This window comes from Haemophilus parainfluenzae (assembly GCF_014931375.1).
In the GTDB taxonomy this organism is placed as follows: domain Bacteria; phylum Pseudomonadota; class Gammaproteobacteria; order Enterobacterales; family Pasteurellaceae; genus Haemophilus_D.
This window is the reverse complement of record NZ_CP063117.1, coordinates 1,086,611-1,112,426: the sequence shown is the minus strand read 5'-3', so window position 1 is coordinate 1,112,426 and position 25,816 is coordinate 1,086,611. Positions and strand designations below refer to the sequence as shown.

Sequence of the window (25,816 nt, the reverse complement as noted above, 5' to 3'; positions counted from 1 at the left end):
GTCATTATGGGTGCTTATTTTTCCAAGAATAAGCGCCCTTTTTTATCACTAAAAACTGTTTTGAATTTAAAAAGAGTTTCTCATTAAATTTCCCTCTCTTCTTTGGCACTCTTTGCTTGGAATCTGTTTCAAGTAAGGAGTTCTCCGTGACTAAAAATATTTTCAGTTTATCTCTAGCAATAGGGTTATTGTTTGGCGCTATAAGTGCTCAAGCAACAGAGCAAGAGCATTTAGCGCAAGCAATTAAACAGTTGGATGCAGCAAAACTCTCATTACAGCGAGCAGCTGCAAGTGCAAAGGTTTCTGCGAAAAGTCGTGAATATTTTGATTACGCTTCAGCACATCAAGATATTGCTACGGTACAGGCAGGGATTAAGCAATATATTAACCCTTCCCGGGCAATCCCTAGAAATCCTAAAGCTATTCGTAACTTAAAAGAAGATTATCTCAATCTTCGGAGTCAATAGCAGATGAGTAACGCTAATTTCCCTTCTGTTTCACCATTAGACAGTTTTTATACTGTAAGTGGTTTAGACCCGCTAAAACTGAAAATCATGCTGGCCATTATTTTGGTTGTCGTATTACTGCTTGCGTATATGTGGGCAACTAATCATGGCTACAAAGGCATGGTGAACGACGGTGATATTTGGTCATTCTTTAAACTGATTCTATGGGGCGCAGCATTAATTATATGTGTTGTCAGCTTTTTTATTTAACAAACCATAAGGACATCTCATGAAGTTGATTAAATCCTTCTTTCAGAATGTTTCAAGTCGTTTTCTTGCGGTAGTAACTTTACTTTGGTTATCCGTTGAAAATGCGTTTGCTACAGGCGGTGGTAATGGTATCAATGCCTCTAAAATCCCTGATTTTAAAATCCCAGGCGTAGATAGCAATACCAAAGACCCGATGGAAATCATCTATCTTGTTGCTAAATCATTGGCAACCTTGTGTGCAATTTTATTTGCAGCATGGTCAATCATGACAGTGGTTAAGGCATTAATTAAAACCTATAACGCAGCGACTGACGAAAATGACAAAAAAGGATGGGGCCCATTTATTATCGCTCTTATTCTTGGTTTCATTTTAATTTTCTTCAGCCTCTGGTTGGTGAAATTGGCTATCGGTCTGTTTTAATTATCTCTGTGAGGTCAAGATGTCAAGCGATAAAGAACAAACAATCCCCTTTCTTCCTACTCGATTAAATCGTGAATCGAGTGTGTATGGCGGGTTATCTGTAAGTGAATTTATGTTGGCTGCAGCAATGGGATTTATCTTGGGTGCAGTGCTTGGCCTCCTTTGTTGTTTTGCCTTAGGCTTTGATTTTTGGTTGTTAATTCCGTCTCTCGCCATGTTGTTTTGCATTCTTTCTGTGGTGATTGGCAAAGTGATTATTGCGCGCCTTAAACGAGGTAAGCCGGAAGCCTACTTGAATCGAATGATTGAGGTTAAATTAGATGGAATATTAGGGGGGAATCGCTTTATCTCCCGTCAAGGCACTTGGTCTATTCGCCGAGTTAAAAAATAAGAGAGTTTATTATGAGTAACTTAAAAGGGATTGTTCATCAAAAAAATCGCGAAATCATGACCGGGCGAATTGCTATCGGTGCATTGCTTGTGATTTGTTTGGTGCTATGTGCCATTATTTTTACCGCACCAAGTCGATTAATGATTTATAACCCACCGGATTTACGTGCGGGAAGTCAACGCCCTTGGTGGGAAGTGCCAAAATCAACCGTTTATGCCTTTGCTTATCAAACCTTCCAGCAGTTAAACCGCTGGATGGAGAATGGCGAGGAAGAATACAAATTAAATATTGAAAGAAATAAAGCCTTTATTACGCCAAGTTGCCAAGAATTTTTGAAGAAAGACTACTATGACCGTTTATCTAACGGTGAATTACGTGAACGTGCACGTGGTGTTTATGAAATTGTGGGACGTGGATTTAAAGACAGTAGCGTTATTGTGCATAGTCCAGATAGCTGGACGGTTAATCTTGATTTAAGTGTAGATGAGTATTTCAAAGATGAACCAGTAAAACGTGTTTTAACCCGCTTCCCGGTCAATATCGTGCGCATGGAAACAGATTTACAGAACAATCCTTGGGGATTGGGATTTAACTGCTACAGCTCAATTCCATTACGTTTAGAAGCAAAAGAATTTAGAGAAGGGGATAACCAATAATGAAAAAACTCACTTTGTTACTAAGCGCGGCTTTTATCTTTTCACCAATGACGGCATCTGCCGATGTGTTAATGAAATGGGCGCGCAAACCGTTACCTATTGACTTACAAATCGAAAAAGAACGTATTCTATTCGTAGATAAAAATGTAAAAGTAGGTTATCCACCTGAATTAGATAGCAAGCTTCGCATTCAATCAACTGGCGGTGCGGTTTATTTAAAAGCAACTGCAGATTTCCCAAAAACACGCTTGCAGCTTATGGATGTTGCAACTGGAGAAATAATCTTACTTGATGTGCAAGCGAAGCATTCTGTTGCCAATGCAAGTGAGCCAATTCGCTTTGTTTATGAAAATAAAGTTGAAAAACAAACAACTGCTTATGGCCAAGATGCAAATGCATATAACGAACCAATGCCAAATGCGCGTCCGGCACTCCCCGCTCCAGCTGCATTAACACGTTATGCCGCACAAATGTTTTATGCGCCTTTACGTTCAGTTGAGCCTTTGGAAGGTGTGCGCCAAGTTTCACATCGCCTTCCTACACCGCTTAAAACGCTCTTACCTGCATTGCCTGTGCGAGCTACTCCATTACTCAGCTGGCAACTTGATGAGTATGTTGTCACTGCGGTTCGCTTGCAAAACCAGGGGCAATCTCGCATTGATTTAGATCCTCGAGAGCTTCAAGGTCGATTCTATGCAGCAACATTTCAGCATAATTGGCTTGGGGGGCATGATACACCTGAAGATACCACAACGTTATATCTTGTGACAGAAGGTTCACCTAATCATTCTGTTATCCCTCAGTCAAATTCATATAAACCGAAAAAATTGAAAAAAGTCACCACAACAGTGACAACTCAAACAAAATAAGGAGCGAACAATGCAAATGAAAGCAAATAAAGCGTTCTATGTTATTGGTGGGATTACCGCTCTTGTCGTGACGCTGATGGCTGGATTTCTTTTCTCCGGTAGTAGTTCAACAAATACAGCAGAAACCAAGAAAGAAGATACTTTAGATATCTCTTTTAAAGATTTATCACCGGAAGAATTACGAGCAATGGGGATTGAGGGTGACACATCTAAAGATACGGTAAGAACACTTATAGGTAAAGTGAAAGAGCATAATAAGCGATTTGATGAAGTGATTTTACAAAATGAACGCTTGGTAAAAGAGAATGAGCAGTTAAAAAATCAAGCAAACAATACGGATTATCAAATTCAACAGGCGGTACAAGCAGAAACAGGGGCGTTAATTAATGAGATTAATGCGTTAAAAGATCAGGTTGTACAAGCTGGTAATCAAGTTGTAGGGAATGGAAATGCCCAGGCAAATCCCAATGCTCCTCTACCAATAAACGGAGCAACAACTGGCCCTCAGGTTGAAACTCGAGGGGGAATTAATTGGGTGAACCCTAGTGATATGCCAACTACAGACAGACAAGGGAATGCTCTACAAGGTATTGGTGTAAATGGTGCAGGAATCGGTTTTCCCAAAACCTTCGATAACAATGTGAATGACATCCGAAAATCTAATGATGGGTTGCAATCTAGTACAGGTAATAATGCAATATTTAATACCGCTACACCATTTTTCACAATTGCAGCTAACTCTACTTTAACTAATTCTGTTGCTATGACTGCGCTTGTTGGGCGTGTGCCGATTGACAATAAGGTAACCGAGCCTTATCCGTTTAAATTGCTTATTGGTCGAGATAACTTAATTGCAAATGGCATTGAACTGCCGGATATTGAAGGCGCAATTGTCTCTGGAACAGCAAGCGGTGACTGGACGCTATCTTGTGTTCGTGGTGATGTGAAAAGCTTAACTTTTGTGTTTAGCGATGGCCGCATTGTTTCAACAGACAATTCTGACGATAAAATTGGCTGGTTATCTGATCCACATGGTGTGCCTTGCATTCCTGGAGAACGCAGAACAAATGCTCCGGAATATCTAACGACCAACTTCTTCTTAACGGGGGCTTCAGCAGCTGCACAAGGCTTATCATCTTCTCAATCAACAACAGTGGTTGATGGCGGTGCAGTAATTGGTGCGGTAACGGGTAATAACGGTAAGTATATTCTTGGTCAAGCGTTAGGTGGCGGTTTGAGAGAAACAGCAGACTGGTTCCGTCAGCGTTATGGCCAAATGTTTGATGCGGTATATGTTCCACCGGGTAAAGAAGTGGCTGTACACATCGAAAAACAAATTGATATTGATTATGACCGCATGTCTCGAAAAGTGAAATACGGACAAGCCTCAAGACAATCTAACTTGGATTAAGGAGCAATAATGAAAGTTTTAATGATGATGGGCGTGATTTTAGCCGCAAGCAGTGTTTTGACTGGCTGCTCAACTTCTCAAGGTGATTTATTGCCAACAGGCGATGCAACAATGAAAGATATTTGGAATCGAGGCGGTAATGATAGCAATATTACATCTTATCGGACACCGAATGGCCGTCTTATTGATGCACCAAATTACGTTTCATCTCGTGAACAACAAACTTATACCCGTACAGCAGAAAACGAGGTGAAAAATCTTTTCCCTCGTTTACCAAACCCTGATTTAGTGATGTATGTTTATCCGCACTTAACTGATTCCTCAGAGCAAATGCCTGTACCAGGTTATTCTTCAGTAATTCCATTTTATGGACGTGTGCAATATGCCCAACCGGGTGAGCGTACAAGAATGTACTAGATGAGGTAAGAAACGATGGCATTATTCCAAGACGTGTTAGAGGCTTTCTTCCCTGCTAAAAAAGGTGATAAGCCTCAACCTAAAAAGGAACCTATCCTAACATCCATTGCACCGGAAGAAGCACAGCAGGATGATACCAATAACGTAGAAGAGACGATTGAAATCACTCCTGTTATGCGTAATAGAAAAATGACCAGAGAGCAACATGTTAAAATGCTTTATGGGCGCGATCCCTCTTTTATCTCCAATCTTCCTTATGCGGAATATTTGGAAGAAGAAGGCGTAATGCTTTTTGATGATGCTAAAAGTGCAGGTGCGGTATTTGATATTAAGCCTATAGGAACTGAGGGAAGAAGCAGCGACTATCTTAATCGCGTTCGCACATTGGTTAAAGATGCCTTACAGGATAGTTTCGATGAACTTGATACCAACCCTTACGTTGTACAATTCTATTGCCAGGATGACAAGGATTTAAGCGGTTATGTTGAGAATCTGAGACAGTACATTAAAACCACTTCACCTGAAGCGAGCGGTAGTGAGTTTACAGAACAGTGGCTTGGTGAAATGGAGCGTCACTTAAAAGCAGTAGGTAAACCAGGTGGGCTTTTTGTTGATGACCGGGTAACAAATACGGCATGGGCTGGAAAAGTGCGTAAAACACGCATGGTTATTTATCGTTATGCTGGAAATAATGAGACAGATACAATCGAGAAATTAAATACAGCTTGTGATCGTGTTCAAAGTGCTTTTATCACAGCTGGATTAACCATGGAACGCCAAAATGAAACACAAATTCATCGTTGGTTATTAGAATGGTTTAATCCAAATCCATCACGCTATTTTAACGGACTCGATGATAAAGCTTGCTATGATCTTTTATCACTCTCTAAGGATGAATCTGCTCTACCATTACAAGACCAAGATTTTAGTGAAAATCTCTTTTTTACGCCACCGGAAAGTAAAAATGGCTATTGGTATTTTAATGAGCAACCTCACGAAGTCATTGTAGTTGATAATATTCGTAAGCAGCCGGATGTTGGCCACATGACAGGCGAAGTCACTCGAGGTCGTAATATTAATGCACTATTTGATTTATTGCCGGAATCAACCATTATGGCTATCACTGTAGTCATTCATCCTCAAGATAAATTACAGGCGCATTTAGACAAATTAAGTAGTCGAGCTGTCGGTAATAACTATGAGTCTATCTATTTAAAACAAGATGCCCTCACAGTAACGGAATATTTAAAAGACGGACACAAGCTTTATCAAGCTGGCATGGTTTTCTATGTAAGAGGGAAAGACGATCAAGAGCTACGCATTCGCTCAAGAGAATTAAGAACGGTTTTACTCAGTAATAATTTAGTGCCGGTAAAAGAAGGCAACGAAGTTGCGCCTCTTAATAGCTATTTACGCTGGCTACCGATGAATTTTAATCCTCAATTAGATGCAAAATCTCGTTTTTATACCAAATATTATTGGGTGCAACACATTGCGAATATGTTACCTGTATTTGGCCGTGAGACCGGAACGGGACACCCAGGAATCACCTATTTTAACCGCGGTGGAAGCCCATTAGATTTTGACCCACTAAACCCTAAAGACCGGACTAAAAATGCGCATAAGCTCATTTTAGGCCCTACAGGTTCAGGTAAATCGGCAACATTAACCGCACAAATGGCACAACTGATGGCGGTGCACCGTCCTCGCTTGTTTATTGTAGAAGCAGGTAACTCTTTTGGATTGTTTTCAGATTATGCGGAGCGTTACGGTTTAACGGTTAACCGGGTATCTCTTGAGCCAAGTAGTAACATCGCTTTACCGCTCTTCTCTGAAGCGCATCGTTTATTGGAAATGGATATCGATCTTGAAGTTCAAGATGATGACGATAATGAAGATGAAGGCGAGGAACAACGAGACTTACTTGCGGAAATGGAATTAACCGCTCGCTTAATGATCACCGGGGGAGAAGCGAAGGAAGATGAGAAAATGAGCCGTGCTGACCGCTCGGCTATTCGCCAGGCTATTTTATTAGCTGCAGAGAAAACTTCACAAGAGACCCCACCTCGTCAAGTTTTAACCGGGGATGTAAAAGCCGCACTTGAGGAGTTAAGTCGTCGCCAAGATATTCGCCCGGAACGTGCATCTCGTCTTGCAGATATGGCCGAAGCAATGGATATTTTCTGCACTGGGGTAAATGGTCGATTCTTTAACCGTGAAGGGGAAATTTGGCCTGAAGCTGATATTACACTTGTCGATTTGGCGATGTTTGCACGTGATGGCTATGAAGCTGAATTAGCGATTTCGTATATTTCCCTAATTAACCATATCAACTCATTAGGTGAAAAATATCAACACAGTTTCCGCCCTATCGTGAACATTACGGATGAGTCGCATATCATTACCGTAAATCCACTTCTAGCTAAGTTCCTGGTTAAAGGTTCTAAAATGTGGCGTAAATTGGGTATTTGGTTATGGTTAGCTACACAGAATATGGCTGACTTCCCTGATGAATCTGATAAATTACTCAGCATGGTTGAATGGTGGGAATTACTTAACCTTTCTAATGATGAAGTCGAACAGGTAAACCGTTTCCGTCGTTTATCCGAAGCTCAGAAAATGATGTTGTTATCTGCGAAAAAAGCAGATAAGAAATATACTGAAGGTGTGGTGCTCGCAACCAATATGGAAGCCTTATTCCGTGTTGTTCCACCTAGTCTTTACTTAGCACTAGGGATGACTGAAAAACACGAGAAAGCACAACGTAAACAATTAATGATGGAACATAACTGTACTGAGTTAGATGCGGCATTGATGGTTGCTAAAGACTTAGACAAAAAACGGGGGATTGCAGTCAATGACGAACTTAACTCAATCGCAGCCTAATCCTAATATGACTTTTCATCGTATTTTTGACATTGGGCCTCGCATCCAATCACTTGCTTTTACCTCTGATGAGGTGAAAGCCTACGTGCTGCATTTCATTGCAAAAATTAAGACAAAAATTGGTTCAAACTGCCAATTAAGCGCATTTCCTCAGCGTGTATTTACTCAATCAAGTTGGAAAGTACACGCTAAAGGAGATAAAGGTGAAGTGCATTTATTATTTAATATCTCCGGGCGTTTCCAATTACCTGTGTTTTCTTCCGAAAACTGGCCAGCTAGACTTAATGTGGAATTAACCGATCACGTTGATGCATATTGGTTAATTCAATATTTGCTTTGGAAATTAGCTGCAATTTGGGAATCCCCTGCTGACTTATCCCCAGTTTTTGGGGATAAGACTGTGGGTAATGAATAAGGAGTCCTGATGTCTCAAGGTAAAAAGCCACAATCAAGAGGATGGCTTAAAAATGTACTCCGTTTTATTGCTATCCTTTTATTTTTATTTTTAGCCCTTACTGCAATTGGCATCTTTGCAACTCAATATCTTCAGAATGTTGATATTCGTGCTTGGTTTATTAAAACGCAGTGGATATGGTTTGCAGTACGATTATTACTATATGGTGCGATTATGTTGATGGTCTATTCCATTTCTCGTCGCCAACCATCTTCTATGCCGGCAAAAGCAAAATGGTTAATTGCGATGATTTTAATTTTTGCTGAAGCGATTACACAGATTACTTTAGCTTAGGGGGAAATATGACATTCTCAGTTGACAGTTATCTTGAATATTTCCTGACTCTACTTGGTTGGTTGCTTAATAACGGAGTTTTTGCGTTATTTGTTGGAACAGGGTTATGGCTTCTTCCGCTTATCGGAATGATCTTTAAAATTTGGCGTGACGTAGCTAAACAAGGGGATGATGAAGGTGAGAAAGGGGATTTATTAATCCGCTGGCTCACAATCGAACTCCTTCCAGCAATGCTTATCGTTGTTTTGACATTAGCCCCTCTTATCCCGGTATCATTGAATAACCTTGAATACAATGAACGTTCATCTATTCAATGTGGCTATAAAGTTCCTGCTTCCCCGGATAAATCAGGCTATGCGCCATTTACGACAACATTTGGAGACAGACAAGCCCGAATTCCTATTTGGTGGATGTTGATGCACAAAGTGGATAAAGGTCTAACTTATGGTATGACTGCAGTATTGCCTTGCCAGCGTGATTTACGTCAGGTTAGATTTGAAGTGCAACATCAAAAAATCACTAACCCAGCATTATTAACTGAAGTGCAGCAATTTGTGCAACAATGCTATATCCCGGCTCGTCAAAAATTACAAACAAGCCAACTTGCCTTGAGTCCGGCACAAATCCGCGAAACATCCTGGTTAGGTGGTAAATTGCTTATTAATAACAGCGAGCTCTACCCTCGTTTTAGGGCTCAGCAACCTATTAGCACGTTCCCTTATGATGCAAATCGAGATGCGGCATTACCTAATTCGGGAAAAGGTGGTTTCCCAAGTTGTGATCAATGGTGGGATGAAAGTGGAGCTGGATTAAAATCTCGCTTACTTACAGATATGCGTCAAAACTTATCTGCCCAGGTGAGTGATTTCTTTAACTCTATCGACAACCAAGATGAAGCTTTATTGAGAACACTTTTACGCTCTGAAAACATAGATGTTTCAAAAGGGAAAATGTATCAAGGTTACGGTGGTAGCGTGGATGCTGGATTTTGGAATGCGGTTACTCGACTCACCTCAACTGTAGGAACGGCTGTTGGAAGTTTGGCTATATTCCCAGGCCTAGATGCAATGCGACAAGCCCTACCAATGGTTCAAGCCTTTATGATTATGGCTGTAATTATTTTAATTCCAATTATTACGATTTTAAGTGGCTTTGCTATTAAAACTGTAATGACATTAAGCTTCGTATATTTTGCACTCATTACAACCACATTTTGGTGGGAGTTAGCAAGATGGCTTGATTCATACCTAATAGAAATTATGTATAGTTCTCCATCTCATAATATGCTAAACATCCACTTTTTAGAAAATGCAGAAGATGACATTATTTCTAACTTTGTGATGGGGAGTTTATTTATAATTTTACCTGGTTTATGGTTTGGAGCAATGACCTGGGCTGGAATTCGAGTGGGTGGCGAGCTTAGCGCTGCCATTGCGAAAGGAACTGAATCATCCCAAAAATCAGGGGGGCAATTTGGAGATAAAATTAGTAAAAAAATATAACGTATAAAAAAAGTCCATCTGTTAGACAGATGGACTTTTTTATTTACGAAAATAATTAATCGTCATCATCTCCGTAAACTTTTACTCCGTTAATATAATAGCCAAACCCCTGAAAACCATAATCCCACTTTCCTTCTTCTGATGAATCATCATTTGCAAGTAATTCTGACAACAAAGATGTATCACTTACTGGCTCTTCATCTAAATATTCAATGTTTTTAGAAGGCTTGGTTTTGGAAATTATAACTCCGGCCAAAATTGGACTCGCAGCAAGAGCAGCAGCTGTCACAACAGCTTTACGAGGCTTTCCTGGGAGAAATGACAAAGTGCGGTCAATTTTCTTAAAAAATTGTCCGACAGTATGGCCAAACTTTTGAGCGTCCATATTCTCTCTCCTATTAAAATACTCTGACTTACTCTCATTGTACTCTTATTATTCTTTTATTAAAACCTCGTTTTAAGCAGGAAAAATGTGATTTTTGCGATCCACGTCGCAAATTTTACTAATTGGGGTCTGACGCTCAGTGGAACGAAAACTCACGTTAAGCAACGTTTTCTGCCTCTGACGCCTCTTTTAATGGTCTCAGATGTCCTTTGGTCACCAGTTCTGCCAGCGTGAAGGAATAATGGCCGAGCATATTGATATGTCCGTGGCAAAGCGGGGAGAGGCGTGCGATATCTTCATCATTCAGTGTTTCACCCTGCGCCCGGAGATGATCCAGGGCTGCCTGCATATAAATAGTGTTCCATAACACGACGGCGTTAGTGACCAGCCCCAGTGTGCCCAGTTGATCTTCCTGACCGTCGGTATATCGTTTTCTTATCTCACCTTTTTGACCGTGACAGATGGCTCTGGCAACGGCATGGCGACTTTCTCCCCGATTAAGCTGGGTCAGAATGCGCCGGCGGTAATCTTCATCATCAATATAATTAAGCAGATACAGCGTTTTGTTGATGCGCCCCACTTCAATGATTGCCTGAGTCAGTCCGGAAGGACGTTCACTTTTCAGCAATGAACGGACCAGCACTGAAACCTGTACTTTGCCCAGCTTCAGGGAGCCAGCGGTCCGGATCATTTCGTCCCACTGAAGGACTATTTTTCGGGGATCTGATTGCCCTCTGGCAATATCATTCAGCACGCCATAGTCGGCATCATGGTCCATTCGCCAGAAAACCGAAGCACCGGCATCAGCCAGGCGTGGAGAAAACTGGTATCCCAGCAGCCAGAAAAGGCCAAAGACAAGTTCGCTGGCACCTGCTGTATCGGTCATAATTTCGGTTGGATTCAGCCCGGTCTCCTGTTCCAGAAGACCTTCCAGCACAAAGATAGAGTCCCTCAGCGTCCCCGGTATAACGATGCCATGAAAGCCGGAATACTGATCGGACACAAAGTTGTACCAGGTGATCCCTCTGTTATTACCAAAGTATTTGCGGTTCGGTCCGGCATTGATTGTTCTGACTGGCGTAACAAAGCGCATTCCATCTGCAGATGCCACTTCTCCTCCACCCCATATCTGTGCCAGTGGCAGCGTTGCCTGAAAATCAACCAGTCTGGCATTAGCGCTGGTGATAGTTTCAGCCCGCAGATAGTTCGCTTTTGTCCAGTTCAGCCGGTGTCGGGTCAGTGCAGGAACATTTGATCTGATCAGTGGTTCCAGACCGATATTGCAGGCTTCAGCCATCAGCACGGCGCTGATGCTGACGGGCAGATCATCAACTCTGGCACTGGCTTCACTAGCATGGAAAAACTCATCAGCAAATCCGGTATGGGCGTTAATTTCGAGCAGCAACTCCGTTAAATCCACCGGAGGGAGTAGATCACTGATCATTTTGCTCAGTCGTTTCAGACTGTCCGGCTCATCAAGACTGGCGAGGGGAGAAATTGTCAACCGGGGCTTCGGGCCAGAAACATCGAGTTCGACAGCCTCATTTTCGCAAAGACGTGCAGCAACCTGTCTGTAACGACTATCAAGCTGATGACCCAGAGATTTTATTGCTTCCTGCGGGTCTGTCGGGTGCCCCAAAGAACGATAAACCTTAATCCGGTTTGCCTGCCAGTCAGCACCCTGTAGTAATCTTGCACGAGGATCTCCCCACCGGTTACTGCCGGTAACGTAGACATCCCTCCGCCTCAGACTATCCTGCAGTTTACTGAGAAAGCAGAGCGTGTATCCCCTGCGGGTGATATGTTTTTCCTTGTTAATCACCAGCCGTTTCCATGACCGACTGATAATTTCCGTTGGTGCGTCGTCAAAAAACTGCCGCCGTGAGCTGAACTCCCGGCTGAGGTAGTCACAGGCATTCAGAGTGGTAACCCCGGCAGGTGCGGATGAAAATTTAACGGTATTCAGCAGATGGGGCAGGAAACGACGAACGCGCCCGTACTGCTCCACCATTTCTTCATGAAAATTATCGTCTGAGGGCCGGGCAATTTCACGGACAAGCGTGATGATTTCAGCCAGCTTTTGCCTTGGGATGTAGCTGAACACCTCAGCACGAATCGATTCGTCCGGTGTTTCTTCTTTCAGCAGGTACGAACATGCGCTGGCGAGCGCCAATGCAGATTTATCCAGATCCTTCAGCGAGCGGAGCCGTTTTTTCTGCCCAATCTTTCTGGCGTCACGGATGATAACGGCCAGCATGGCGTCCAGAACGTCCAATGCATCATCCAGCGCCAGCGTTTCCCATGCAAGGACAAAGGCAACCAGAACCGCCATCCTTTTCTGCGGTGACATCCTGGCAATATTGAACACCGAAGTCATACCAGCATAACGTGCGAGATTTTTCAGGCGCACAGCCGGGAGTGTACTCAGGTTTTCAGCATGCAGGCCAAAATCGTTCAGAGTTTTCCAGCGTTCAATTGCTTCATTAAACGCCGGACCACTGATGGTCACAGGGCCCTTTTTCAGTGATTCCAGTAAAGACAGGCGGCTGCAATCAGTTGGCCCCAGCAGCATCTCCAGCTGTGAACGCTGTTCGGCTGACGGTATCAGTGCCAGTTTGTTCCACAGGCGCAACGTCGCCTTTTCCCTTACCTCTGAAATCAACCGGGTCAGCGTAGTGGCTCCGGGGAGAATAATACGATGTTGCATAAGCCACCCTGTCGCCAGATCGAAAAGCAGGCCAGGACGTTCGTTGCTTATCCAGCTCCGGGTATATAAAAGACGGGTAAGGCGAAATGTCCAGGGCCAGGCAAATTCACGATACTGATAGTGCTGACGTATCAGCGCTGCATGCTCACGGCGGGTATTTTCCCTCTGACCGTATTCTGCAAGAACGGTGATATCACGAATCCCGAGCTGTCTGGCGGTAAAATGCCGGACGCCGGAAGGAATATGATTCATATCGGTGAGGAAGGTGCCCAGAAAACGGACACATCCAATTTGCAGGGCAATGCCCAGACGGTTGTGATCACCTCTGCTTTTTCCGATAAATTCCTTGTCTGCTTCATCAAGGTGAAAATATCGTGCCAGCTGAAGCTCATCCGGTTCACCGGTGAATCTGCCATAGCTTTCAGTCTGCTCAGTGGTCAGAAAGTCAACGGGCATATCGGCCTCCCTGCCTGACGGGCATTTAGTAACATTTTTCCAACCGTACGAAATGTTATAAATTATCGGACATCGTAAAACTGTTACATTAATATGTCTATTAAATCGTAAATTTGTAATAATAGACATGAGTTGTCCGATATTCGATTTAAGGTACATTTTTATGCGACTTTTTGGTTACGCTCGGGTCTCAACCAGTCAGCAGTCTCTTGATCTTCAGGTCAGAGCACTCAAAGACGCAGGTGTGAAAGCAAACCGTATATTTACCGATAAGGCATCCGGCAGTTCAACAGACCGGGAAGGGCTGGATTTGCTGAGGATGAAGGTGGAGGAAGGTGATGTCATTCTGGTTAAGAAGCTCGACCGTCTTGGCCGCGACACTGCCGATATGATCCAACTGATAAAGGAATTTGACGCTCAGGGCGTGGCAGTCCGGTTCATTGATGACGGGATCAGTACCGACGGTGATATGGGGCAAATGGTGGTCACCATCCTGTCGGCTGTGGCACAGGCTGAACGCCGGAGGATCCTAGAACGCACGAATGAGGGCCGACAGGAAGCAAAGCTGAAAGGAATCAAATTTGGCCGCAGGCGTACCGTGGACAGGAACGTCGTGCTGACGCTTCATCAGAAGGGCACTGGTGCAACGGAAATTGCTCATCAGCTCAGTATTGCCCGCTCCACGGTTTATAAAATTCTTGAAGACGAAAGGGCCTCATGATACAATAACCCTGGTAAATGTTTCAATAATATTGAAAAAGGAAGAGTATGAGTATTCAACATTTTCGTGTCGCCCTTATTCCCTTTTTTGCGGCATTTTGCCTTCCTGTTTTTGCTCACCCAGAAACGCTGGTGAAAGTAAAAGATGCTGAAGATCAGTTGGGTGCACGAGTGGGTTACATCGAACTGGATCTCAACAGCGGTAAGATCCTTGAGAGTTTTCGCCCCGAAGAACGTTTTCCAATGATGAGCACTTTTAAAGTTCTGCTATGTGGTGCGGTATTATCCCGTGTTGACGCCGGGCAAGAGCAACTCGGTCGCCGCATACACTATTCTCAGAATGACTTGGTTGAGTACTCACCAGTCACAGAAAAGCATCTTACGGATGGCATGACAGTAAGAGAATTATGCAGTGCTGCCATAACCATGAGTGATAACACTGCTGCCAACTTACTTCTGACAACGATCGGAGGACCGAAGGAGCTAACCGCTTTTTTGCACAACATGGGGGATCATGTAACTCGCCTTGATCGTTGGGAACCGGAGCTGAATGAAGCCATACCAAACGACGAGCGTGACACCACGATGCCTGCAGCAATGGCAACAACGTTGCGCAAACTATTAACTGGCGAACTACTTACTCTAGCTTCCCGGCAACAATTAATAGACTGGATGGAGGCGGATAAAGTTGCAGGACCACTTCTGCGCTCGGCCCTTCCGGCTGGCTGGTTTATTGCTGATAAATCTGGAGCCGGTGAGCGTGGGTCTAGCGGTATCATTGCAGCACTGGGGCCAGATGGTAAGCCCTCCCGTATCGTAGTTATCTACACGACGGGGAGTCAGGCAACTATGGATGAACGAAATAGACAGATCGCTGAGATAGGTGCCTCACTGATTAAGCATTGGTAACTGTCAGACCAAGTTTACTCATATATACTTTAGATTGATTTAAAACTTCATTTTTAATTTAAAAGGATCTAGGTGAAGATCCTTTTTGATAATCTCATGACCAAAATCCCTTAACGTGAGTTTTCGTTCCACTGAGCGTCAGACCCCTAATTTTACTGATTTATCTATCCCCTCAATGTACCTTAACACTGCAATATAAAAATAAACCGTACCAGGAGGAGATATGAAAGCTCGTTTTAAAGAATGGCTTATTAGTTTAAATGAAATAGCAATGAATGAATTAGGAATTGATGAAATGCTTACTCATCTTGATGATGAACTGAACATCATTAACGGAAATGAATGTGAACAGGAGATTTTAAATAATTTAATACAAATCTTTAAAAATAGTGAATACCACTAAAAAAATAAGCGGGAAAATCCCGCTTATTTTATCTCTATTTACGCTTATGAAGCTTTCATACTGCGACGTTCAAAGTTTTGAGTTGCACTACCCGCTTTACAGCTCACCGTATCCATTTTACTGCCATTGGTGATATAAAGCATTGGCTCTTCAATACTGTTACTATTGTGTGGTTGCACAAATTGAATCGTGTAACTTGTGCCATTATTTCTCATTTCTAATGAGCTAGTAATAAATCCTGAACCAGTAGCTACATAAGAATCCTGATTAGCAAAAACTTGTTTTACCGGATTTTTAAAAGAAACCTGGCCATAAGTGAATTCATAATCTGAACCATTTTTTGTTACAGACACCGGGCTTCCGTTCTCTGCTGTACAAGAAAAAATATTATTAGCTGCAAAAGCTGGCGTTGCAAACATAGCTACCGCTCCAATAGTGAGTAATTTTTTCATAAAAATATCCTTTATTTATTTTCCTAAAATGTAATCTGCTTCTTGGTTACGACGTTTAGCATTTACACCATTATTATTGTTTTGACGATTTCTTACTGCATTTGCTAGTGCGTTCATATCGCCTGATTGCGCAGATGCCTGGGCTGCAGCAATCACATCTTTTGTTAATGAGCCATAGTTATAGGCATAAGATGTTAATGCGGCTTGGGCATTTGGCGGTAACTTATCCCATGTTGAAGATGATACGTTATTTCTCGCTCTATTTGCAAATTCTTGTGTTCGACGTGCTAAATCACGCTCTGCGTCAGCGCGACTAACTACAGTATCTTTCGTTACTTTGACAATTGTACCATCCGCTTTTGTGATAGTATCTGAACCATATCCAGTGCGATAAGCATTGACATCCCAATATGCTTTATCACTAAACCCTTCAAATTTTTTCAACAACCCTGTAGCTTGATCAAGTGCAGTCCCTTTAATTGCTGGAACTGATGAATAAGAAGTGTTACCTCTACTATTTCCGGATGTACCGCCAGTCCCGGTGTAAGACAGGGAGTTTGACATCTGAGGCACTTCTAAAGTGACATTGTTACGAGGAATATTGATATTGTCAGCATCTGCCAATTCAGCAGCATTGCTATTCGTACCATTAGCTAAATCGCTAATCCGTTTATCTACACTGTCACGTGTAACATTTCCGGTTCCAGTGTTATATTCACGTAGCTCTTTATTTTGTAGGATTGCAACTGCGGAATTCCCGGTAAGTGATTTTTGTAGATCAATCTCCATTCTAATTTGACCTATTTCTCGGTCAATTAAAGTGAGGATCTTTTCTAACTCTTCTTGAGCATCTTTATTGTTGGCCACATTTGGCTCACGCATACCCGTTAAAACAGCTCGACGTGCAAGAAGCATTTTCTCCATTGTTTTAGCTACAGCAATTTCACTGGCTAAACGCTGCCCTAATACTTGAGCATCGGGATCTTCTCGTAAAGACTCAATTAAGCCACGAGTTACAGGAACTGTTGTAGAACTTAATTCTGCAAGTACTTCAACGGAAGGAGTGCTCATGTTAAGCGCTTTTTGTAATTGAGTTACCGTCTTAATATTTTCTTTTTCAATTTCAGGTGTTAAACCAACACCAGCTCGAGAGCTACTAGCAGTACCACAATCTGTTTTACAAGTAGTTAATTGCTTCTCACCGATCACATTCGTTAACCAATCTGTCATATCTTTAGGATTATCCCAAGTTTGACAAAGTAATCCGCTACAACTACTACCGGAGATTCGACCTGATTCTAATACATTACGCTTGTTTTGCATGTTGTAGCCAGCTTTTGCAACATCCTCAACAATTTTGATTGGTTCTTGTCCTTGGCCACCGCGTTTTTTACCCCCGACCCACTCTTTACCTTCCTTACCTTGAGATTCCTCAAGTCTCTTTTTAGCTCGAGTAGCATCTGGTTCAGTTGAAGTAATGTCTTTAAAGGATTCCATATCCGAACTTTGAGACCAACGACCATTTAAAGTTGCGTCTGCAAGCTTCTTAGACATTTCTTCACAGCTGGTTTTTAAGCTATTAAAATCAATTTTACCTTGATATAAACCATTCGTAAGAATATCGTATAACTGAGGATTTGCTCGTTGAATAACCATTGCAGGTAAACTCGCCACAGCTCCTGTGGCTGATTCGATAACGTTACTATAAAGATCTTTAAATCCTTCAGTTAAACCATTTAACTGATTTTTAATACTCGTCTTAATGTCAAAATTACCGCACATCAAGTTAGCTTTCCAACCAATCCCAAATTCAGCTGCAGGAATCGTACCTCGACTCGGGGGAGCCATATAACCTACACCGCCCCCAATTTGATAAAACACCATATCAGACAAAATAGAATCGGCTTTATTAAATCCAAACGGATTACTATTAGAAGCTGATACTGGCATGGTTGAGGATAAGATTGCGCACGATATAGCAATATAAGATGCTTTCAGTGCATGATTTAATTTCATACTCAATTCCTTTATTAATTAGACCAATCAATACTATACAAAAATGTTTGTCCGCGTTTTTTACAGCACTTGTAAGGGCGCCATAATGCCCAGGCATAACTACCATTTTCAGATAGCATACTTGGCGGGTTATCAGGGAAAATAGCACAAGACTGTGAAGTAACCGGGTGAAGCTGTTGCCATTTATGTGTCTTTTCATCCCCTTCTTTCACTGGAGGGGGAAACCACTCACCATTCGATTGATTATCTTTTTTCGCAATCGGTATATATACATGTGGTTGGAAAGTATTTGTCACAACATCCGCTACTCGATGCGCTGTTACAGCTGAAGCTTTATAGTCATGAACTTGTGTTACTGTACCCGCTCGTGGATAAATATTTCCCCAAGTGTCTCCATTTGCTCTAATTTCTCTCATACCTGGAATAAGCGCTTCAGGATAAACCATTTCCGGAACACCAAATCGCCATGCTAAAAAGTCCAAACCACTCAAGTAATAAGGCACAAAAGGCGTTGTCTGACTTTTGCAGTAATACCCTGTACTATTAAGCATTTGACTAATCGCCCCCTGCGGATGACCGATTACATCAACATTTTTAAATGTTGCTTGCGTGTAGTCTTTGTGTGGTGATTGATAATCTCCACCTTTTACCCCATTGCTAAGGAAATTCATTTCCACCCAAGGATTTTGAGCCTGATGGTTATAACTTGAAACCACTACCTCGGGAATATAGTGTTTTATTTTCGTAGATGTCCGGATCTTACAGCCGAATTTTGTACAAAATAGCCAAAAACAAGTGCCCACGACCTTATAATCTAAACAACTTGTCGAAGCACTTGATGCCATAATTGATGCAGTATTTAAAGAAGATTGACCGGACTCCGAAGCTTGCCCTGAAATACTGGTCAACGCAATTGCAATACAAAGCCCGGATAATGTCATTTTTTTCAATTTCATCTTGTCCCCTCTTTTGTAATCTCTCGTTGCCATAAACTTAATGCCTGAGCAATATTGGTTTCGCCATATATGACGCTATCCTCTTTTCCCGGATATTGAAATAAAATTGCAGGCACCTTCTTGATTCCATTTTGCCAACCACTTATAAGGCCCTGATAAGAACGCTTTAATTGCTCTTCAGACTGTTTCCATTCAGCAGACTGAAAAATCTGAGATGCTTGCTGAGCTGCTACACTAGGATTCGCACTCAATCGCTGACTAATCAAATTTTCCCATTGCTCAACTTGATCAAGTAAATACACCTGGCTTGCAAGCTCCGCGTGAAGAATTGGATAATCTTGTGTTGAATAAACAGTAATTATGGGATTAGGCCCCTGGGCGAACACTGATAGTGGTAACAAACCGAAAAGAAACAGTGATTTTTTTATAGACATAACCATCCTTTACGATGAAATTGGATAGTTGAAACATTAACGAAATGACAGGGGGGAATATATAAAAAATTCTTTTTGATTTTGAGATAAATTCTCCATTTCCAAAAAACAATTTTTGATAGAGATTCGACAGCCTTATTAAGTATGATTGGACTTGATAAGTCGCTGTGCAAACAGCTCTTATAAGTTGCACGATTCTTGAGAAGCAACGCCTTGCCTTAGTGCAAGTAGAATCATAGCCAAAATGTTATCCAGCATTCTGAAAGGATACTCTACGCAATCGTAGGAATGCCACCTTAAAGACCTTCCGAGGGAAAATGATTTCCTTCGGGCATGTCATTTTTCCAAGGAATTTTTTATTTCACATTAGGAGAATGACTATGTCCTCATCCACTCAATTGGAACACTATGATGTTCCATCAAGTAACCCTCTTGAAACTCCAACATTATCATTCCGTGTGGGAAAACACTTGGGCCGTTTTTTCGTTGCAGCTAAAAACAAAGCAACCGACAAATACAAACAAGTAACATCTGGTATCAATCAAAGCATTGAAGACGAAGAAGCTCGTCGGCTTTGCGAATTACAAATGATGCTAGATAGCCAAGCGGAAGAATATGAGGCAATTATTGATGATGTGCAAAGAACGTGGTTAAAACGAACAACGTTATTTAGCATTTTATTTTTGATTGTCGGTATTGTTGGTACAGTGGGTACTCTTTACTACCTTATGCATTAACATTGCATAAGCTATTCATTTTCAACCCTAAGGGGAATTTTTACCCTTAGAGGTAAAGGTTTCCCTTGCTGTAGGAGAAAACTTATGAAAGTGACATTACATAACAGTTGTTTAGCTTATTTAGCCAAACATAATGACTCAGAATCTCTAATAGAGGAAGTTCGCACTCAAGCATTAAATGCCTGGGAAAATCGAGGAAAAGATGTATCTTCTACTCGTATTATGGTGAATATCCCTAGTCAATACGGACAGAAATATCACTTCTTTACAGTTTCGCCATACGCAAACCGTAAAGATTTGTTAAGTGTAAGGGGGTAAACATGATTAAGCGTTTACTCAAGCTTGTTAGTTCCAATTGGGACAAAAAAACAATGCTGCTGGTTTCTGAAGATTTTCGTAAAATCGGCACTTACATCTTAGGTATTGCGTTTGTCGCAATGTTTGTTCAGAATGACAATATTCCGCTACTTCTTGCCATTATCATTATGATATTTGGCGGAATAGCTTGGTTCTGTGGTGTGTTGTTAGCTAAATATTGCAACAACTTAATGGAGACAGACGGAGCGTAACGTATGAATATTACGTTAAACTGGAATGGGTTCCTCTTTGCAATTGTCTTTGTACTGTTTTTTATGGGAACAGTTGCTTTTATTGGCGTGCGATCATTAAAACGCCAACAAGAGCAAAAAGCACAAAGCAAGAAAACACATTCCCTTGGTGTTAATTCATAACTGAATTAATACCTGCAACCTTTACAACAAACCTTGATCATGCCATTGGCGTGTTCAAGGTTTTCTTTTACCCGACTGGGAGCAATTTCCCATTCGGGGGGTTGTTCCCTTTTTTTGTTGGAGAACAACCATGAAAAAAAGAACTCAACCTGCCAAAGATTTATACCAACAAATTACAGACCAAATTCTCGAAGCATTAGAACAAGGTGTGATGCCATGGCAAAAACCTTGGGATAGTAGATGGCCACAAATGGCTATTCCATGCAACGGTGAAAGTGGTCGTCAATACTCTGGGATCAATGTACTTCTGCTTTGGATGAGCGCCATTAGAAAAAACTTTACTCAACGCAAGTGGGTAACTTTTCAAGGGGCAAATCATCTAGGTGGTCAAGTTCGCACAGGTGAAAAAAGTACGGTTATTATTTTCTATAAACAAAATATGTTTGAAGAAAAAGACGATAGCGGAAATGTTGTACTTGATGAAAACGGTGATCCGAAAATGAAGTCATCTGTATTTATTCGTGGCCATCACGTGTTTAATATTGAACAGTGTGAAGGTTTAGAAAAATACTATGAGGAATTTCCTGAACCGGAAAAATCTTCTGAAATGCAAGCTCGTCCGGATTTAGATGTATTACCCAATAAAATGGGTATGCAGCTGTATAACAAAGCACAAGATCGTGCTTGTTATATGCCGAGAAAAGATTGCATTGTGATGCCGGATTTCAAAAAATTCAATACAGCTGACGACTACTATGCAACTCTACTGCATGAATGCGGTCATGCCACCGGGCATAAAGACCGATTAAATCGTGACGGTGTAGCTAAATTTGATAAATTTGGTTCTGAACAATATGCATTTGAAGAATTAATAGCTGAACTCACAAGCGCCTTTACCTGTGCGCACGTGAATGTTTGCAATAATATTTCACAAAATGCAGCGTATATTGAACATTGGATTAACGCATTAAAAGCCGATAAAAAAGCTATTTTCCGAGCATCTTCTCAAGCACGTGAAGCAACACAATTCTTGTTAAATGCTCTCGAATTAACATCGAATGAAGAAGCAAAATTAGCGGCTTAGCCTCAATTAAACCATTCTAACGTTTTTTGTTAGAGCTCTCATAAACCACCCTTTGGGGAGTAATCCTCAAAGGGGATTACTCCCGTTATTTTAGGAGTAATCTATGGATTTCGAGAAAAAATTTACCGCACTTTTTAAGTCGATTGCACCACAATATCGACGTTCTGAAGTGTTTTACGACTTTATTACAATCTTTGCCCTAGAGTTCTATCTTATCCTATATGGTGCACAAGCAGACGAATCGTTGAGACAACGCTATCAGAGTGCAGCTGGGCATTATAATGAGGATGAAATACAAGCTCTCAGTCGCCTTTTCAACATTATTGTTGAAGCTTTGGAGCATAAAACCTATGATTTCCTAGGCTCCGTGTTCATGGCGTTAGATTTAGGTGATGAATATAAAGCTCAATATTTCACACCTAGTCACATTGCACACTTAATGGCAGCAGTAACTCTATCAGATTGTCATAGTTTAATTAAAAAACGTGGCTTTTTGACATTGCAAGAGCCAACTTGTGGGTCAGGCGTAATGATTATTGAGGCTTATAATTATTTGCGCGAAGAGGACTTCAACCCTCAGCAACAAATGTGGGCTCAAGCAAGAGATTTGGATTTTACTGCAGCATTAATGTGTTATATACAAATGACACTCTTGCATATACCGGGAGAAGTCATTATAGGTAACACCCTTAAAGATGAGGTGAATTACCATTTATACACACCTGCTCACATAATGGGAAATTGGAACAAAAAATTGGAGAGTGCAGATTCCTATACTGAAGCAGAATATCAAGTTATTGAACCTGAACCAGTAGAAGAACCCCCGCTTGACATTGATTGGGAAAATGAACCTATGTTTTATTAGAAAAAATGCACTTACTTTAAAAGTAAGTGCATTTTTTTATTTATACAGATTTAAGCTCTACTTTGCTTTGCTCTACTTAGGGAACCAATATCCTAAGCTCTTCTAAACCACAACATGAAATAACAGGCTCTTTATCAGAACTATCTAATGGATGAACCCCCGCTTTAAAGTAAACCTCAATAGCCTCAGAAAACATAATATCCCCAGCAAAAATAGCACTAACATCAGCCCTTCCATACTTTTGAATAAAGTCACTAAATTCATCTTTTAGAAATGCATCTTGTGTCTTTGATTTTAATAGATACTTTTCTAACCGACTATAATAAGTAGAATCTTTATATTTCTCATCAGTGAAATATATTTTTTCAACATTTTTATTTGGGCATAACCTATTTTTGACCTTTTTGAAATGGGATATATTATCTGCATTGACATAAACCTCTACCCACTCAAAGCCTTGAAGTTCACCTGCATCATTTTCAATTTTTTTTTCAATTTTTAGTTTAATGAAATTTGTCATAAATTGACTCCTAGTTATTTAAATCCTAACTGCTTAGACAATATATTTTACATTAAATTCTTCATAAAAAAGAATTTATTAGTTAATTCTTATTCTCTCTGTTATAAATACCTTTTAGTCTCGCCACTGTTGATTTAGATAAATCATATCGTTTCATTACTGTTGAAATAGAATCACCAGCTTTAAAATCCGCATAAATCTTTTTACGTATTTTATCTGTCACTTTAGGTGGACGGCCGCCTAATGCATTTTTATGACCTGAAGCAAGTTTTGTTCGCTTCCCTTCCTGAGTACGCTCAACAATAAAACTCCTTTCCAATTCAGCAAAAATACCTAACAATTGAATTAAGGCCATCCCCATAGGATTGTTTTGGGTTCGGGTATCTATTCCTTGTTGTATTGCAACAAAACCAATATTTTTATTCTTAAATAGTTCAAGTGTATTCAAACACTGAGCAAGACTCCTTCCTAAGCGATCAAGCTTAGTTACTGCAACGACATCACCCTCTCGGATATAATCCAGTAGTTCATCCAATTGTGCTTTATTTTTCTCAGCTTTACCGGAATGCTTCCCTGAAAAAATTTTCTTACAGCCGTATTCTTTTAATACTTGAATCTGTTCACTTAGATCCTGCTGTTGAGTTGATACTCGAGCAAATCCTATTAATGCCATCTTCTCTCTTAAAATTATTTAAAAATGTTATTAAATGACTGTTGGTTATTTCTTTTAGCTAAATTTATACCAGCTTTTAATCCCTCTCTAAATGGAGTACTTCCAAGCGGTGTCAATGGTTGAATAGGTGCTAAAGGTAGCAATGCAGATGCCCCCATAATCATTCTATAACCTTCTTCAAAGCCTTTTTGATAATCATAGTCCATAATTAACTCCTTTATTAAAAATTCAATACTTTTTAGACTACCTAATATTGCCAGTCTAAAATCTTACCCTTCTCTAGTTTTTAGACCGTCTAAAAACCAAAATCAAAGTTTCTAGACAAATAATATAGATTTAGCTCTGTATCATCATTGATAATTTATTTTTATCTTCAGGAGAGTTTCTAAATAAAGCTACTTAGTATTGGATAGGATGTTTAGAATTAGTCATTTTTAAAATACTGACCCAACTATGAAACGCCATCTACTCTATATCACGTGTATTATTGCAACTCAAAGCCTTGAATCTATAGCTAATATAAGAGACCCTCACGAAGGAGGGATTTGTCACGTTGAAGCAGAATACTTTTATCCAGGAGTATGGGAAAAATATGGCGAAAAGGAGTTGATTTGTAACTACTGGAAATTTTTAGGTGATGAAGACCGAAGAACATTAGAATCAGAATTAAACGAAGATACAACAGAATCAGAGAATGAATATAGCGATTATGATAGCCTGGATGAAATGTACAGTGAATAAATCTATCCATTATGAACTAATTAGTTTAAAATAAAGACTAATTTTTAATAAGCAACAATTTGATTTTATTACATTTTTATGTAAATTTTATAAAAACTATATCTAGATATTGGGGTCATTTAAAGATAAATATACCGTATGAAAATTTATATGGGAATTTATCAATATGCAAATACAGAGATTTTTATCATTAATCATGACCGTTTTATCAAACTTCAATTTAGATCATTTATCTACCTTTGTAACTGAATTAACCGATCTTTCAATTGGTATTGGATTTATGTTCTTATGTATGAGTCTATTTTTATGGGTGTACAAAAAAAAATGAAATATTGGTCCAAAATGCCGAGTAGATGGGTTATTGACGGTGGTCTAAAAAAATTTAGATACTCATCTAATAACCAAAATCAAATGAATGCAGCAAATATTGCTGCATTAATGATATTTTTAATTATCGTAAGTAAGGCACAAAAAGATGAATTTAATGATGAGTTGATAACAAATTTTACTTATAAAGAATTTTCAGAGAGTCTAGGTATTAGTAGGCAATCTATAAGCATGGGATTAAAAGTATTGGAATCCAATAATATTATTTCAATTAAGAGAATTGGAAGAACAAACCAATATATAGTAAATCAAAATGAAGATAAAACGTGGTGTAAAGTCCCAATTCATGAGCTAGAAGGCATATTTTGTAGAAGCTTCTCGTTGCGTTCACAAATTGAATTGTATGCACTAAAATTATTCATTTATTTTTCTGCAATAAGAGATAAAAAGTTTAAGTATTCAATGGCATCTTATCTCAAGATAACTGAAAAAACAGGAATTCCAAAAGGGTTTATAAAAAAGACATTATCATTCATGCTGGTAAATGAACTACTCAGCAGAGTTGATAGAGGATACGATAAGGTTAATGGAGAGAAGGTTAATTTACCTAACCAATATTACCTAAAAAATTATAATGAACTGATATATCCTAATAGATAAAATGATGGGGAGCCAAGCTCCCC

Annotated in this window: 32 protein-coding genes; 23 read left to right on the top strand and 9 right to left on the bottom strand. The window is 40.4% G+C overall.

What is annotated here, in order from left to right; genetic code table 11:
* Positions 1–146 precede the first annotated feature (146 nt).
* Genes INP95_RS05440 through INP95_RS05385 form a run of 12 tightly spaced genes read left to right on the top strand, consistent with a single transcriptional unit; the run spans position 147 to position 10,017 of the window.
* On the top strand, positions 147–467 hold the full coding sequence (locus tag INP95_RS05440) for an integrative conjugative element protein, RAQPRD family (protein WP_005687583.1): 321 nt from the start codon (positions 147–149) through the stop codon (positions 465–467).
* Positions 468–470: 3 nt separating this feature from the next.
* On the top strand, positions 471–716 hold the full coding sequence (locus INP95_RS05435) for a DUF3262 family protein (RefSeq protein WP_005687584.1): 246 nt from the start codon (positions 471–473) through the stop codon (positions 714–716).
* 19 nt (positions 717–735) lie between these two features.
* Positions 736–1,137 carry a DUF2976 domain-containing protein gene (locus INP95_RS05430; RefSeq protein WP_005687585.1) on the top strand — a complete coding sequence of 134 codons (402 nt, stop codon included), beginning with the start codon at positions 736–738 and terminating at the stop codon, positions 1,135–1,137.
* Between the two features lie 19 nt (positions 1,138–1,156).
* Positions 1,157–1,528, top strand: a complete 372-nt coding sequence (locus tag INP95_RS05425; RefSeq protein WP_011271844.1) for a TIGR03750 family conjugal transfer protein — start codon at positions 1,157–1,159, stop codon at positions 1,526–1,528.
* Positions 1,529–1,539: 11 nt separating this feature from the next.
* A complete protein-coding gene (locus INP95_RS05420) occupies positions 1,540–2,184 on the top strand; it encodes a PFL_4703 family integrating conjugative element protein (protein ID WP_011271845.1) in 645 nt (214 codons plus the stop codon).
* Positions 2,184–3,053 carry a TIGR03749 family integrating conjugative element protein gene (locus INP95_RS05415; protein ID WP_011271846.1) on the top strand — a complete coding sequence of 290 codons (870 nt, stop codon included), beginning with the start codon at positions 2,184–2,186 and terminating at the stop codon, positions 3,051–3,053. Before INP95_RS05420 ends, INP95_RS05415 begins: the two co-directional genes overlap by 1 nt.
* Positions 3,054–3,063: 10 nt before the next feature.
* Positions 3,064–4,464, top strand: coding sequence for a TIGR03752 family integrating conjugative element protein (locus tag INP95_RS05410; protein ID WP_011271847.1), 1,401 nt, complete (start codon positions 3,064–3,066; stop codon positions 4,462–4,464).
* A gap of 9 nt (positions 4,465–4,473) precedes the next feature.
* Positions 4,474–4,881, top strand: coding sequence for a TIGR03751 family conjugal transfer lipoprotein (locus INP95_RS05405; protein WP_011271848.1), 408 nt, complete (start codon positions 4,474–4,476; stop codon positions 4,879–4,881).
* Between the two features lie 15 nt (positions 4,882–4,896).
* On the top strand, positions 4,897–7,767 hold the full coding sequence (locus INP95_RS05400; protein WP_011271849.1) for a conjugative transfer ATPase: 2,871 nt from the start codon (positions 4,897–4,899) through the stop codon (positions 7,765–7,767).
* On the top strand, positions 7,739–8,182 hold the full coding sequence (locus INP95_RS05395; protein WP_005687593.1) for a hypothetical protein: 444 nt from the start codon (positions 7,739–7,741) through the stop codon (positions 8,180–8,182). The genes INP95_RS05400 and INP95_RS05395 overlap by 29 nt, the downstream gene beginning before the upstream one ends.
* A gap of 9 nt (positions 8,183–8,191) precedes the next feature.
* A complete protein-coding gene (locus INP95_RS05390; RefSeq protein ID WP_011271851.1) occupies positions 8,192–8,515 on the top strand; it encodes a hypothetical protein in 324 nt (107 codons plus the stop codon).
* Positions 8,516–8,523: 8 nt separating this feature from the next.
* Positions 8,524–10,017, top strand: a complete 1,494-nt coding sequence (locus INP95_RS05385; protein WP_011271852.1) for a conjugal transfer protein TraG N-terminal domain-containing protein — start codon at positions 8,524–8,526, stop codon at positions 10,015–10,017.
* Between the two features lie 55 nt (positions 10,018–10,072).
* Here the strand turns inward: INP95_RS05385 and INP95_RS05380 are convergent, their stop codons facing one another.
* Positions 10,073–10,402, bottom strand: coding sequence for a hypothetical protein (locus INP95_RS05380; protein ID WP_005667844.1), 330 nt, complete (start codon positions 10,400–10,402; stop codon positions 10,073–10,075).
* 157 nt (positions 10,403–10,559) lie between these two features.
* Positions 10,560–13,565 (bottom strand): Tn3-like element Tn3 family transposase, encoded by a 3,006-nt coding sequence (locus tag INP95_RS05375; protein ID WP_001143760.1) that lies wholly within the window; start codon positions 13,563–13,565, stop codon positions 10,560–10,562.
* A gap of 163 nt (positions 13,566–13,728) precedes the next feature.
* On the opposite strand from INP95_RS05375, the gene INP95_RS05370 reads away from it, so the two are divergent.
* The 3 genes from INP95_RS05370 (at position 13,729) to INP95_RS05360 (ending at position 15,597) form a co-directional block, all read left to right on the top strand.
* Complete coding sequence (locus tag INP95_RS05370; RefSeq protein WP_001235713.1) at positions 13,729–14,286, top strand: recombinase family protein; 558 nt, start codon at positions 13,729–13,731, stop codon at positions 14,284–14,286.
* Between the two features lie 47 nt (positions 14,287–14,333).
* Positions 14,334–15,194 carry an inhibitor-resistant broad-spectrum class A beta-lactamase TEM-30 gene (locus tag INP95_RS05365; RefSeq protein WP_021561477.1) on the top strand — a complete coding sequence of 287 codons (861 nt, stop codon included), beginning with the start codon at positions 14,334–14,336 and terminating at the stop codon, positions 15,192–15,194.
* Positions 15,195–15,417: 223 nt separating this feature from the next.
* A complete protein-coding gene (locus INP95_RS05360) occupies positions 15,418–15,597 on the top strand; it encodes a hypothetical protein (RefSeq protein WP_005667851.1) in 180 nt (59 codons plus the stop codon).
* A gap of 44 nt (positions 15,598–15,641) precedes the next feature.
* On the opposite strand, the gene INP95_RS05355 is transcribed toward INP95_RS05360, so the two are convergent.
* Genes INP95_RS05355 through INP95_RS05340 form a run of 4 tightly spaced genes read right to left on the bottom strand, consistent with a single transcriptional unit; the run spans position 15,642 to position 19,455 of the window.
* Positions 15,642–16,049: a hypothetical protein gene (locus tag INP95_RS05355; protein WP_005667853.1), complete on the bottom strand. Its 408-nt coding sequence runs from the start codon at positions 16,047–16,049 to the stop codon at positions 15,642–15,644.
* Positions 16,050–16,064: 15 nt separating this feature from the next.
* On the bottom strand, positions 16,065–18,065 hold the full coding sequence (locus INP95_RS05350; RefSeq protein ID WP_005687597.1) for an integrating conjugative element protein: 2,001 nt from the start codon (positions 18,063–18,065) through the stop codon (positions 16,065–16,067).
* A 14-nt stretch (positions 18,066–18,079) separates the two neighbouring features.
* Positions 18,080–19,021: a TIGR03756 family integrating conjugative element protein gene (locus INP95_RS05345; protein ID WP_011271853.1), complete on the bottom strand. Its 942-nt coding sequence runs from the start codon at positions 19,019–19,021 to the stop codon at positions 18,080–18,082.
* Entirely contained in the window at positions 19,018–19,455 is a 438-nt protein-coding gene (locus INP95_RS05340) for a TIGR03757 family integrating conjugative element protein (protein ID WP_020910030.1), read from the bottom strand. Before INP95_RS05340 ends, INP95_RS05345 begins: the two co-directional genes overlap by 4 nt.
* 380 nt (positions 19,456–19,835) lie before the next feature.
* Here INP95_RS05340 and INP95_RS05335 point away from each other — a divergent pair, with 380 nt between their 5' ends.
* From INP95_RS05335 to INP95_RS05310, 6 genes are all read left to right on the top strand, one after another.
* Positions 19,836–20,192 carry a hypothetical protein gene (locus INP95_RS05335; RefSeq protein WP_044509376.1) on the top strand — a complete coding sequence of 119 codons (357 nt, stop codon included), beginning with the start codon at positions 19,836–19,838 and terminating at the stop codon, positions 20,190–20,192.
* Positions 20,193–20,276: 84 nt separating this feature from the next.
* Positions 20,277–20,510 (top strand): hypothetical protein, encoded by a 234-nt coding sequence (locus INP95_RS05330; RefSeq protein WP_005653503.1) that lies wholly within the window; start codon positions 20,277–20,279, stop codon positions 20,508–20,510.
* Positions 20,511–20,512: 2 nt separating this feature from the next.
* Complete coding sequence (locus tag INP95_RS05325) at positions 20,513–20,761, top strand: hypothetical protein (RefSeq protein ID WP_005687602.1); 249 nt, start codon at positions 20,513–20,515, stop codon at positions 20,759–20,761.
* Between the two features lie 3 nt (positions 20,762–20,764).
* Positions 20,765–20,923 carry a hypothetical protein gene (locus INP95_RS05320; RefSeq protein WP_005667862.1) on the top strand — a complete coding sequence of 53 codons (159 nt, stop codon included), beginning with the start codon at positions 20,765–20,767 and terminating at the stop codon, positions 20,921–20,923.
* A gap of 130 nt (positions 20,924–21,053) precedes the next feature.
* On the top strand, positions 21,054–22,007 hold the full coding sequence (locus INP95_RS05315) for an ArdC family protein (RefSeq protein ID WP_020910028.1): 954 nt from the start codon (positions 21,054–21,056) through the stop codon (positions 22,005–22,007).
* 103 nt (positions 22,008–22,110) lie between these two features.
* On the top strand, positions 22,111–22,872 hold the full coding sequence (locus INP95_RS05310; RefSeq protein ID WP_020910027.1) for an N-6 DNA methylase: 762 nt from the start codon (positions 22,111–22,113) through the stop codon (positions 22,870–22,872).
* Between the two features lie 76 nt (positions 22,873–22,948).
* On the opposite strand, the gene INP95_RS05305 is transcribed toward INP95_RS05310, so the two are convergent.
* The 3 genes from INP95_RS05305 to INP95_RS05295 form a co-directional block, all read right to left on the bottom strand.
* The gene (locus tag INP95_RS05305; protein ID WP_020910026.1) at positions 22,949–23,392 is read right to left on the bottom strand and encodes a hypothetical protein; all 444 of its coding nucleotides are present in this window, start codon (positions 23,390–23,392) and stop codon (positions 22,949–22,951) included.
* An 82-nt stretch (positions 23,393–23,474) separates the two neighbouring features.
* Positions 23,475–24,065: a recombinase family protein gene (locus tag INP95_RS05300; protein WP_020910025.1), complete on the bottom strand. Its 591-nt coding sequence runs from the start codon at positions 24,063–24,065 to the stop codon at positions 23,475–23,477.
* A 14-nt stretch (positions 24,066–24,079) separates the two neighbouring features.
* Positions 24,080–24,271: a hypothetical protein gene (locus INP95_RS05295; protein ID WP_005653495.1), complete on the bottom strand. Its 192-nt coding sequence runs from the start codon at positions 24,269–24,271 to the stop codon at positions 24,080–24,082.
* A gap of 247 nt (positions 24,272–24,518) precedes the next feature.
* Between INP95_RS05295 and INP95_RS05290 the strand changes: the two genes are divergently transcribed.
* Positions 24,519–24,806, top strand: a complete 288-nt coding sequence (locus INP95_RS05290) for a hypothetical protein (protein WP_070583400.1) — start codon at positions 24,519–24,521, stop codon at positions 24,804–24,806.
* A gap of 306 nt (positions 24,807–25,112) precedes the next feature.
* Positions 25,113–25,793, top strand: a complete 681-nt coding sequence (locus INP95_RS05285; protein WP_232088508.1) for a helix-turn-helix domain-containing protein — start codon at positions 25,113–25,115, stop codon at positions 25,791–25,793.
* Positions 25,794–25,816 lie beyond the last annotated feature (23 nt).

What these genes read in the sequence shown, in the direction of transcription:
- INP95_RS05435 (WP_005687584.1), top strand. Translation starts at nt 471, where the DNA reads ATGAGTAACGCTAATTTCCCTTCTGTTTCACCATTAGACAGTTTTTAT.
- INP95_RS05430 (WP_005687585.1), top strand. Translation starts at nt 736, where the DNA reads ATGAAGTTGATTAAATCCTTCTTTCAGAATGTTTCAAGTCGTTTTCTT.
- INP95_RS05425 (WP_011271844.1), top strand. Translation starts at nt 1,157, where the DNA reads ATGTCAAGCGATAAAGAACAAACAATCCCCTTTCTTCCTACTCGATTA.
- INP95_RS05420 (WP_011271845.1), top strand. Translation starts at nt 1,540, where the DNA reads ATGAGTAACTTAAAAGGGATTGTTCATCAAAAAAATCGCGAAATCATG.
- INP95_RS05415 (WP_011271846.1), top strand. Translation starts at nt 2,184, where the DNA reads ATGAAAAAACTCACTTTGTTACTAAGCGCGGCTTTTATCTTTTCACCA.
- INP95_RS05410 (WP_011271847.1), top strand. Translation starts at nt 3,064, where the DNA reads ATGCAAATGAAAGCAAATAAAGCGTTCTATGTTATTGGTGGGATTACC.
- INP95_RS05405 (WP_011271848.1), top strand. Translation starts at nt 4,474, where the DNA reads ATGAAAGTTTTAATGATGATGGGCGTGATTTTAGCCGCAAGCAGTGTT.
- INP95_RS05400 (WP_011271849.1), top strand. Translation starts at nt 4,897, where the DNA reads ATGGCATTATTCCAAGACGTGTTAGAGGCTTTCTTCCCTGCTAAAAAA.
- INP95_RS05395 (WP_005687593.1), top strand. Translation starts at nt 7,739, where the DNA reads ATGACGAACTTAACTCAATCGCAGCCTAATCCTAATATGACTTTTCAT.
- INP95_RS05390 (WP_011271851.1), top strand. Translation starts at nt 8,192, where the DNA reads ATGTCTCAAGGTAAAAAGCCACAATCAAGAGGATGGCTTAAAAATGTA.
- INP95_RS05385 (WP_011271852.1), top strand. Translation starts at nt 8,524, where the DNA reads ATGACATTCTCAGTTGACAGTTATCTTGAATATTTCCTGACTCTACTT.
- INP95_RS05380 (WP_005667844.1), bottom strand. Translation starts at nt 10,402, where the DNA reads ATGGACGCTCAAAAGTTTGGCCATACTGTCGGACAATTTTTTAAGAAA.
- INP95_RS05375 (WP_001143760.1), bottom strand. Translation starts at nt 13,565, where the DNA reads ATGCCCGTTGACTTTCTGACCACTGAGCAGACTGAAAGCTATGGCAGA.
- INP95_RS05370 (WP_001235713.1), top strand. Translation starts at nt 13,729, where the DNA reads ATGCGACTTTTTGGTTACGCTCGGGTCTCAACCAGTCAGCAGTCTCTT.
- INP95_RS05365 (WP_021561477.1), top strand. Translation starts at nt 14,334, where the DNA reads ATGAGTATTCAACATTTTCGTGTCGCCCTTATTCCCTTTTTTGCGGCA.
- INP95_RS05360 (WP_005667851.1), top strand. Translation starts at nt 15,418, where the DNA reads ATGAAAGCTCGTTTTAAAGAATGGCTTATTAGTTTAAATGAAATAGCA.
- INP95_RS05355 (WP_005667853.1), bottom strand. Translation starts at nt 16,049, where the DNA reads ATGAAAAAATTACTCACTATTGGAGCGGTAGCTATGTTTGCAACGCCA.
- INP95_RS05350 (WP_005687597.1), bottom strand. Translation starts at nt 18,065, where the DNA reads ATGAAATTAAATCATGCACTGAAAGCATCTTATATTGCTATATCGTGC.
- INP95_RS05345 (WP_011271853.1), bottom strand. Translation starts at nt 19,021, where the DNA reads ATGAAATTGAAAAAAATGACATTATCCGGGCTTTGTATTGCAATTGCG.
- INP95_RS05340 (WP_020910030.1), bottom strand. Translation starts at nt 19,455, where the DNA reads ATGTCTATAAAAAAATCACTGTTTCTTTTCGGTTTGTTACCACTATCA.
- INP95_RS05335 (WP_044509376.1), top strand. Translation starts at nt 19,836, where the DNA reads ATGTCCTCATCCACTCAATTGGAACACTATGATGTTCCATCAAGTAAC.
- INP95_RS05330 (WP_005653503.1), top strand. Translation starts at nt 20,277, where the DNA reads ATGAAAGTGACATTACATAACAGTTGTTTAGCTTATTTAGCCAAACAT.
- INP95_RS05325 (WP_005687602.1), top strand. Translation starts at nt 20,513, where the DNA reads ATGATTAAGCGTTTACTCAAGCTTGTTAGTTCCAATTGGGACAAAAAA.
- INP95_RS05320 (WP_005667862.1), top strand. Translation starts at nt 20,765, where the DNA reads ATGAATATTACGTTAAACTGGAATGGGTTCCTCTTTGCAATTGTCTTT.
- INP95_RS05315 (WP_020910028.1), top strand. Translation starts at nt 21,054, where the DNA reads ATGAAAAAAAGAACTCAACCTGCCAAAGATTTATACCAACAAATTACA.
- INP95_RS05310 (WP_020910027.1), top strand. Translation starts at nt 22,111, where the DNA reads ATGGATTTCGAGAAAAAATTTACCGCACTTTTTAAGTCGATTGCACCA.
- INP95_RS05305 (WP_020910026.1), bottom strand. Translation starts at nt 23,392, where the DNA reads ATGACAAATTTCATTAAACTAAAAATTGAAAAAAAAATTGAAAATGAT.
- INP95_RS05300 (WP_020910025.1), bottom strand. Translation starts at nt 24,065, where the DNA reads ATGGCATTAATAGGATTTGCTCGAGTATCAACTCAACAGCAGGATCTA.
- INP95_RS05295 (WP_005653495.1), bottom strand. Translation starts at nt 24,271, where the DNA reads ATGGACTATGATTATCAAAAAGGCTTTGAAGAAGGTTATAGAATGATT.
- INP95_RS05290 (WP_070583400.1), top strand. Translation starts at nt 24,519, where the DNA reads ATGAAACGCCATCTACTCTATATCACGTGTATTATTGCAACTCAAAGC.
- INP95_RS05285 (WP_232088508.1), top strand. Translation starts at nt 25,113, where the DNA reads ATGGGTGTACAAAAAAAAATGAAATATTGGTCCAAAATGCCGAGTAGA.